Consider the following 7,828-nt stretch of genomic DNA (forward strand, 5'->3'; position numbering starts at 1 on the left):
TGTGTTTTTCTATTTTATTACTGTCTGCGCTATTTTTTTCTCTGGCGCATAGTTTAATGCTAATTCATTGATCTTCGCCAATGCCTTGATCAATGTTGTCCGTTCTCTGTCGGTAAAAGAATTGTTCAAAAACTCGTTGAACTCTCTTACCACATCCTTCGCAATACCGCGCTTCTCTCTGCCCAATTCGGTCAAATAAACCTTAACCGAACGCTTATCCGTATCGCTCGTCTCTCTATAAATAAAACCTAGGCTTTCCAGGTTATTTAAAACGCGAGATAAAGACGTGGTCTTCACGCCCGTGGAATTAGCAATCTGCGAAACCGGAGTACCCTCACGGTGGATATTGATTAAAATATATCCAGCGGCTTGAGTGAAGCCATGCTGCGAAGCAATGACATTATATTTGTTTGCAACCGTTTGCCAGGCTGTCTTCAAAAAATAATCTATCGTGTTATCTTGGCTCATAGTTGGGACGCTTCTTTAATATTTATTATGCAAGCATAACAAATTTAACAGATTGATTTTAAAAAACAAACTCTTTTGTGATTTTTTAATAAATCTTTGACATAGATGAATTAGTTTTAGGAGAAAAGCCCAAATAAAGACTATGTTTTCAAAATGTGGAAAACTTTTACCCATTGAAAATCATATCTTTAAGCTGTTTTTAAAACCGGTTATAAACAGCAAACGTATTTTTACGCTTTTTAATACATTAACTTTGTACTCAAATAAAATTAACATGGCATTAGTAAATATCCCAAGATTAGACTTAACGCACTATACCGCGGGTACAGCCGAGCAACGCGCTCAGTTTGTGCAAGATTTAGGCAAAGCCTTTAACGAAACAGGCTTTGTGACCATTGCCAACCACGGCCTTTCGGACGAACTAATCGATAGTCTTTATGACAGCGTAAAGAAATTCTTCGGACAGCCTGAAGAAATCAAACGCAAATATGAATTTCCTGAACTAGCAGGCCAACGTGGCTATACTTCCAAAGGAAGAGAAAAAGCCAAGGACTCCACTACTCCAGACTTAAAAGAATTCTGGCAACGCGGACAAACCATCGTTGGTGAGGAATATTCGAAAGCTGATTTCCCAGACAACCCGGAAGTTACGGAACTTCCAGAGTTCAATGCCGCGACATCAGAAATCTACAAGAAACTTGAAGAAGCTGGTCGTAATTTGTTGAAAGCAATTGCGACATACCTTGAATTGCCCGAAGATTACTTTGAAAAGTACGTCATCAACGGAAATTCTATTCTTCGTGCTATACACTACTTCCCTATTGAAAACCCTGATGCTATCTCTCCGGAGGCTGTTCGCGCAGGTGCCCATGAGGATATCAACTTGATCACGCTATTGATTGGCGCTAGTGCTGACGGACTAGAGGTATTAACGAAGGACAACGAATGGTTCCCAATCCGTGCAAAAGGTAAGGACATTGTGGTGAACGTAGGCGATATGTTGCAACGTTTAACAAACAACAAATTAAAATCGACAACCCACCGTGTGGTGAATCCGCCAAGAGAACTGATGGGTACATCACGTTTCTCGGTTCCATTCTTCTTGCATCCGAAAGCAAGCATGAGTTTAGCGAGCTTAGATTCTTGTATCGACGCGGAACACCCGAAAGCATACGAAGATTATACGGCAGGACAGTATCTAGACGAAAGACTTAGAGAAATTGGATTGAAAATGTAATCCATTTTCAACAGACATTTTCATAAAAAAGGGGCTTTCTTTATCAGACTGCCCCTTTTTCATGTATTTGCTTTTTCACTAAAATACGCGCATTCCCACGCCTATATTCATGAAGATATTATGCATATTAAAACTGATGCTTTCAAAGCCTGTTTTCATGATGCTATTGAAACCATAATCAAACTGAGCCAAAGCATAGTAGCGTTGTGCGAAACTGTATTTTCCTCCCAAGCTCATTCCCACATCGACATTTCTGATACTGTTCTTAAAATCATAGGCGGTATTGTTGATCCCGATTTTCTCACCTGTCGGTTCTTCATCGCGCATATATCCCTCGATTGCCTCTCCATAGAATTTCTTCATGACTGCAAAAGAAACATAAGGGCCCGCCTGCACATTCCAGTGCTCGCCAAATTGATAAGTCGCCTGCAAAGGAACCGTGAGGTACAGATTTTCTACATTCGTGGAAATATCACCATAGTAGTACCCTCTTACGTTTTCTGAAGGATCCTCGGCAGCATTGAATGTCGTTTTATATCCTTTCACATTCGCCTCTGTTTTCATCCCCTTGCCATCCAAAACCAAGCCTGCACGTACGCCCCAATGCTGATCGATCGCGTAGTTTGCCTTCGCACCGACGAAAAAAGGCATAGCAGGACGGAAACTTTTGATTTCGCGAATTTCGACCGGCATGCTCAATGGAGCCGCACCGCCGATTTTTGTTCCGACTTCAACATCCAAACTCAATTTACCAGGCTCTTGAACCTGCGCCGAAGCCGAGCTAGCAAGTACCAAAGCACAAAAACTTAAAACCGCGTATCTAATATTTTTATATAGCTTATTCATTACTTCGTGTTGATTTTTACGTTGTCTACAATTAATTTACTACCCACTGCTCCTTGGAAAACAGCACCATTCTTACTTGCAGAAAACACTACAGCAATATTATATCGGAAGGCATCCACCTCCGCGCGATTAAATTCTTTCTTGAACTCAAAAGGTACAGTAAACTTTACCATGCCGTCGCCATCGGTTTTACCTGTTTCCTTCACCTGAGCTATAGCGACGATATATGGACTGTTCTTAACGTCAGCATCTGTTAACCAAGTACGCCCCGGATTGACATCATCATTGGCAGTGCCTTTCATTAAAGCAACGCGATCATAGAATACTGCATAGATATCGCACTCGTCCGTCACATCCACGGTTTGCCCCTGCGCATTGATAACCTTAGCGCCCGGCTCATATTTATAGAATCCTTCGAATGTCTCCGGCACCTTATTGTATGGCAAACCAAAGCGCGTTTCGATTTCAACAATAGACTTGCTGAACAACGAACCGATAAACAGGTTGCCCGCAGCAATCGGTTTTTTAACAAGTCCGCCCAAGAAGCCTGTAGACTTTGTTTCTAAGTATAGGGCATGCTCGCCACTCACCACATATTTCGCATCGCTTGTCGACTGCGTAGGGTAAGATTGCTCTGTAGGGTTGTTGCCCGCCGTAAAGGCGAAGCCCGAGTTGCCCGATGCCCATAGACTCTGTTGCATCCCCTCGACCTCTTCATAAAAATAGATCCATTTCTTCTTCTCATCCTGCCCGAAAAGTTCGAAGTCGAAATTCGACGGCACAGAAGATTCAATCAATGAAACATGGTAAGTCTTCGTGAACTTGCCATCTTCTGAGGTAACTTCATAAGCAACGGGCGCTGTAAAATCCTGTTCGCTGCCTGATGCAGGAACAGATACCGCCCCTGGCGTCAATTCGAATTCGAACGCAAACTTCTTTAAGTCGATCGCACCTTGCTTAATGTAGATAACGACATTGCGATTGTTGATGATCGGCTTCGTGTTGATGACGCTGTCAGGAACATTCACCGAAACGATATCCGCTTCCATGTTCTTGGCCTCGTCTTTAATACAACTTGATAGAAAAAGCAAAATCCCAATGGGAATAAGCCAAAGTTTTGAGTAAATCATTATAATACTGTATTGTTAATAAAATCGGCATACCTGATGGGCAGGTAATAACCGCGGCAAAGATAGTATTAATAAGGAGGAAGCTTGTAGAAACCAGAGGTAGATTTCCCAATCAAACAGATTCTTTACATTCGGTATGCGCTACTTCGTTGTAAACAAGGCCTTAGCTCGCCAATTCTTCCCTTATTTTTTTCGGAAGCCCTTGCACGATCAAATCATAGCTATGCTGAATCAACCGAAAAAGCTCAGCATCCGTAAGCTGCCGATTTGCATACACCGTATTCCAATGCTTCTTATTCATATGGTAACCCGGTTTTACTGTATGTTCGTATTTCTCGCGCAGTTCCACCGCATATTCCGGATCGCACTTAACATTGAAAGTGAGGTCTTCAACCTGATCTAACCCAACCAGCAAAAATACTTTGCCCATCACTTTAAAAACTAAGGTATCCGGCCCAAAAGGTGTCTCCTCTGTGGTGCCTCTTTGTACAATGCAATAGTCGCGAAGCTCTTCAATATTCATAGGCGTATAGCTGAATGATAAATGATAGATAAATGTAAGAGAATCTTGGAAATAACGCAAAGACAAGTTCAGGTTATACTCCATATAGAACCCATGTAAACCCCTTTCAAACCCGCTCGCGATTGGGTTTGAAAGGGAAGTGAAAGGGTTATGTATTGGGTTTACAAGGGGTTTTGGTAGTAGTTGGGGTATAGATATTAGATATTAGTCCGATGGCGGTTGTAGAGTTTGATTTGAACCAGGAAAAAAAGGATGCAAGGATTGGCAGGATCGGGCTTAATTAATAAACAATCATTACTAAATATTAATAATCCATCTTACCTTTCTTAATTCAATATAGGCTCCTTTTTTTCCTTTCATCATGATCCTGATCATCCTTACATCCTTTTTTTCCTGGTTCAAAACAACCAACCTTCCTTGTTTAAACCGACGTTCAAAAAAAAATCAATAAGAGTACAAAAGAGAAAGAAAGAAAGACGGAAAGTGGAAAGTGGAAAAGAAAGAAAGAGATAAAGAAAGAAAACAACTCTACAAAAAAAGGGCTTGTTTCCACGGCCCATTCTAAACTATACTGTTCTAATATCTAATGTCTAATATCTCAAATCTAAACCCTAATATTCCTTCAGCGCTTCTTGCAATTCTTTTTGGATTTCAACCCCTTTATCGTCATTATACCAACGTTGGATGGCTTCTTTGATTTCCGGGAAAGGTTTTCCTTCTGCTTTCATCTCTTCGAAGATGGTCTGCAGGGCGGCAGGGCGTGGTCCCCACACGATTTTGTCATGACCTACATCATTACGGATAATTAACTTAGGGATGGATTTACCGCCGTTGGTCAAGTATTCGTCAATAAGGAATGGCTCGGTGTCGCGGAGTTGTATATCTAAATCGATAAAAGGATTGTCTTTGACAATATTATAAATTTGGGCTACGGAGTGTGCCGCATCACCACACCAAGGTTCGGTGATTACAATCCAATGTTGTTCATCTTTGATACGCTGAATGCATGCTTTCATCTCTTCCGATGGTTCGAATTTCTTTAACCATCTGTTCATTCTCGACCAATTTAACTTGGTGTAATTTAGGTATTCAGCATCACTGTGGTAGACTTCGTATTTCTCTGTGTTTTCTAAAATATCTGCGAAGTACCTCTGGTATTCATCAAAATTCATGTTGGATTATTTTTCATCAAAAGTACAGAATAATAATATAATTCAGAAAAAACCTGACGAAGGTCATGTTCTCCTGTTGCAATATGAGGTAAAGATGACCGATTTCAGGCGGTCATATTGGGCTTTCAGTGACATATTGTCACAGAACCATGACAATTAACTGTCGGAATGGATGATTTCGTCGGATAAAAGGTAAAAACAATCCTTTGGCATAAGCGTTGATGAGTATAGAGAAATTAACAACGTAAAAAAGAAAATATAAATAAGATATGTCAAAAATTATAGGAATCGACTTAGGAACTACCAACTCATGTGTTGCTGTAATGGAAGGTAACGAACCGGTAGTTATTGCAAACAACGAAGGGAAACGTACGACGCCTTCGATTGTAGCATTTGTAGATGGTGGCGAGCGTAAAGTTGGTGACCCTGCAAAGCGTCAAGCTATCACTAACCCACACAAAACGGTATATTCCATTAAACGTTTTATGGGTACCTCATTTGACGAGGCAAAAAATGAAATTTCACATGTACCATATAAAGTGGTAAAGGGCGACAACAATACACCACGTGTGGAAATTGACGACCGTAAATACACTCCTCAAGAGATCTCGGCGATGATTCTTCAAAAGATGAAGAAAACTGCAGAGGACTATTTAGGACAAGAGGTATCTCGCGCAGTAATTACTGTTCCCGCATACTTTAACGATGCGCAGCGTCAAGCGACCAAAGAAGCTGGTGAGATTGCTGGTTTAAAAGTAGAACGTATCATCAACGAGCCTACTGCAGCAGCTTTAGCTTACGGTCTTGACAAAGCAAACAAAGACATGAAAATCGCTGTGTTCGACTGTGGTGGTGGTACACATGACGTTTCAGTGTTAGAATTAGGTGACGGTGTTTTTGAAGTAAAATCTACGGATGGTGATACACACTTAGGTGGTGATGACTTCGATAACGCAATCATCAACTGGTTAGCGGCAGAATTTGCTGACGAAAACAATGGCTTCGACTTGAAGAAAGACGCGATGGCATTGCAACGTTTGAAAGAAGCTGCTGAGAAAGCGAAGATTGAATTATCAAGCACAACATCTACGGAGATCAACTTACCATACATCACTGCTGATGCAACAGGTCCCAAACACTTAGTTCGTAATTTATCACGTGCTAAATTTGAAAGCTTAGTTGCTCCATTAGTAGAGCGTACAATCGAGCCTTGCCGTACAGCATTGAAAAACGCTGGTTTCAGCACTTCAGATATCGATGAGGTTATCTTAGTAGGTGGTTCTACACGTATCCCTGCAATTCAAGAAGCGGTTAAGAAATTCTTCGGAAAAGAGCCTTCAAAAGGCGTTAACCCTGACGAGGTTGTAGCATTAGGTGCTGCTATCCAAGGTGGTGTATTAACTGGTGAGGTTAAGGATGTATTGTTATTAGACGTTACTCCACTTTCATTAGGTATCGAAACAATGGGTGGTGTGATGACAAAATTAATCGAGTCTAACACAACAATCCCTACGCGTAAATCGGAGGTTTTCTCGACAGCATCAGATAACCAACCATCTGTAGAGATCCATGTATTACAAGGTGAGCGCCCGATGGCTGCACAGAACCGTACATTAGGACGTTTCCAATTGACAGACATTCCTCCTGCTCCACGTGGTATCCCTCAAATCGAAGTAGTATTCGATATCGATGCCAACGGTATCATCAAAGTATCAGCGATCGATAAAGCTACTGGTAAAGAGCAAAACATTCGTATCGAAGCTTCATCAGGTCTATCAGACGAGGAAGTAAAACGTATGAAACAAGAAGCAGAAGCTAACGCTGAAGCGGATAAAAAAGTAAAAGAAGAAGTTGATAAGTTGAACTCTGCTGATGCATTAGTCTTCTCTACCGAAAAACAATTGAAAGAATACGGTGACAAGATTTCAGCAGATAAAAAAGCACCTATCGAAGCAGGTTTAGAGAAATTGAAAGCTGCTCATGCTGCTAAAAACTTTGAAGACATCGATACTGCATCTACTGAGCTACAAAACGCTTGGAACGCAGCATCTGAAGAGATGTACGCAGCATCACAACAAGGCGCAGGCCAAGAGCAAGCGCAAGGCAATGCCGGACAACAAGCCAACAACGGCGGAAGCCAAGGTGGCGCAGATGATGTGCAAGATGTAGATTTTGAAGAAGTGAAATAAAAAACAAAGCCGATTCTGATGAATCGGCTTTGTTTTTAGTAGTTAGTAGTGAGTAGTTAGTAGTTAGACCTATGGTCGGCTACTAACTACTCACTACTTTTTTTGTGCGTTTTTAGTAGGCGATAGTTGGGGATTTTAGCCAGCCATAGGTCTAACTACTATTTCTGAACCAGGAAAGGAAGGATGTAAGGATGATCAGGATCTGGCGTAAATACTGGCCAGCAATAGGTCTAAATACTAATTACTAAACTGATATATGAATT

7 protein-coding genes are annotated in these 7,828 nt (G+C 41.2%); 2 read left to right on the plus strand and 5 right to left on the minus strand.

The features are described 5' to 3' along the window. Window positions 1–9 precede the first annotated feature (9 nt). Window positions 10–468 (minus strand): MarR family winged helix-turn-helix transcriptional regulator, encoded by a 459-nt coding sequence (locus B2400_RS12895; protein WP_149524727.1) that lies wholly within the window; start codon window positions 466–468, stop codon window positions 10–12. 274 nt (window positions 469–742) lie between these two features. On the opposite strand from B2400_RS12895, the gene B2400_RS12900 reads away from it, so the two are divergent. Then, window positions 743–1,705 (plus strand): isopenicillin N synthase family dioxygenase, encoded by a 963-nt coding sequence (locus B2400_RS12900; RefSeq protein ID WP_149524726.1) that lies wholly within the window; start codon window positions 743–745, stop codon window positions 1,703–1,705. Between the two features lie 78 nt (window positions 1,706–1,783). On the opposite strand, the gene B2400_RS12905 is transcribed toward B2400_RS12900, so the two are convergent. The 4 genes from B2400_RS12905 to B2400_RS12920 all read right to left on the minus strand — a co-directional run bounded on the left by B2400_RS12905 (window position 1,784) and on the right by B2400_RS12920 (window position 5,376). Then, window positions 1,784–2,551 carry an outer membrane beta-barrel protein gene (locus B2400_RS12905; protein WP_286652316.1) on the minus strand — a complete coding sequence of 256 codons (768 nt, stop codon included), beginning with the start codon at window positions 2,549–2,551 and terminating at the stop codon, window positions 1,784–1,786. Beyond that, on the minus strand, window positions 2,551–3,681 hold the full coding sequence (locus tag B2400_RS12910; RefSeq protein ID WP_286652315.1) for a PCMD domain-containing protein: 1,131 nt from the start codon (window positions 3,679–3,681) through the stop codon (window positions 2,551–2,553). The genes B2400_RS12905 and B2400_RS12910 overlap by 1 nt, the downstream gene beginning before the upstream one ends. 163 nt (window positions 3,682–3,844) lie before the next feature. Beyond that, window positions 3,845–4,204 (minus strand): MmcQ/YjbR family DNA-binding protein, encoded by a 360-nt coding sequence (locus B2400_RS12915; RefSeq protein WP_286652324.1) that lies wholly within the window; start codon window positions 4,202–4,204, stop codon window positions 3,845–3,847. Between the two features lie 611 nt (window positions 4,205–4,815). Further along, window positions 4,816–5,376: a thioredoxin family protein gene (locus B2400_RS12920; RefSeq protein ID WP_293933969.1), complete on the minus strand. Its 561-nt coding sequence runs from the start codon at window positions 5,374–5,376 to the stop codon at window positions 4,816–4,818. 269 nt (window positions 5,377–5,645) lie between these two features. On the opposite strand from B2400_RS12920, the gene dnaK reads away from it, so the two are divergent. Further along, on the plus strand, window positions 5,646–7,565 hold the full coding sequence (gene dnaK, locus B2400_RS12925) for a molecular chaperone DnaK (protein ID WP_293933972.1): 1,920 nt from the start codon (window positions 5,646–5,648) through the stop codon (window positions 7,563–7,565). The last annotated feature ends 263 nt before the right edge of the window (window positions 7,566–7,828 follow it).

The organism is Sphingobacterium sp. UBA6645, from assembly GCF_002455685.1.
Taxonomy (GTDB): Bacteria; Bacteroidota; Bacteroidia; order Sphingobacteriales; family Sphingobacteriaceae; genus Sphingobacterium; species Sphingobacterium hotanense.

Excerpts from the sequence above, each read along its gene's own strand:
- B2400_RS12895 (WP_149524727.1), bottom strand. The coding sequence starts at position 468 with ATGAGCCAAGATAACACGATAGATTATTTTTTGAAGACAGCCTGGCAA.
- B2400_RS12900 (WP_149524726.1), top strand. The coding sequence starts at position 743 with ATGGCATTAGTAAATATCCCAAGATTAGACTTAACGCACTATACCGCG.
- B2400_RS12905 (WP_286652316.1), bottom strand. The coding sequence starts at position 2,551 with ATGAATAAGCTATATAAAAATATTAGATACGCGGTTTTAAGTTTTTGT.
- B2400_RS12910 (WP_286652315.1), bottom strand. The coding sequence starts at position 3,681 with ATGATTTACTCAAAACTTTGGCTTATTCCCATTGGGATTTTGCTTTTT.
- B2400_RS12915 (WP_286652324.1), bottom strand. The coding sequence starts at position 4,204 with ATGAATATTGAAGAGCTTCGCGACTATTGCATTGTACAAAGAGGCACC.
- B2400_RS12920 (WP_293933969.1), bottom strand. The coding sequence starts at position 5,376 with ATGAATTTTGATGAATACCAGAGGTACTTCGCAGATATTTTAGAAAAC.
- dnaK (WP_293933972.1), top strand. The coding sequence starts at position 5,646 with ATGTCAAAAATTATAGGAATCGACTTAGGAACTACCAACTCATGTGTT.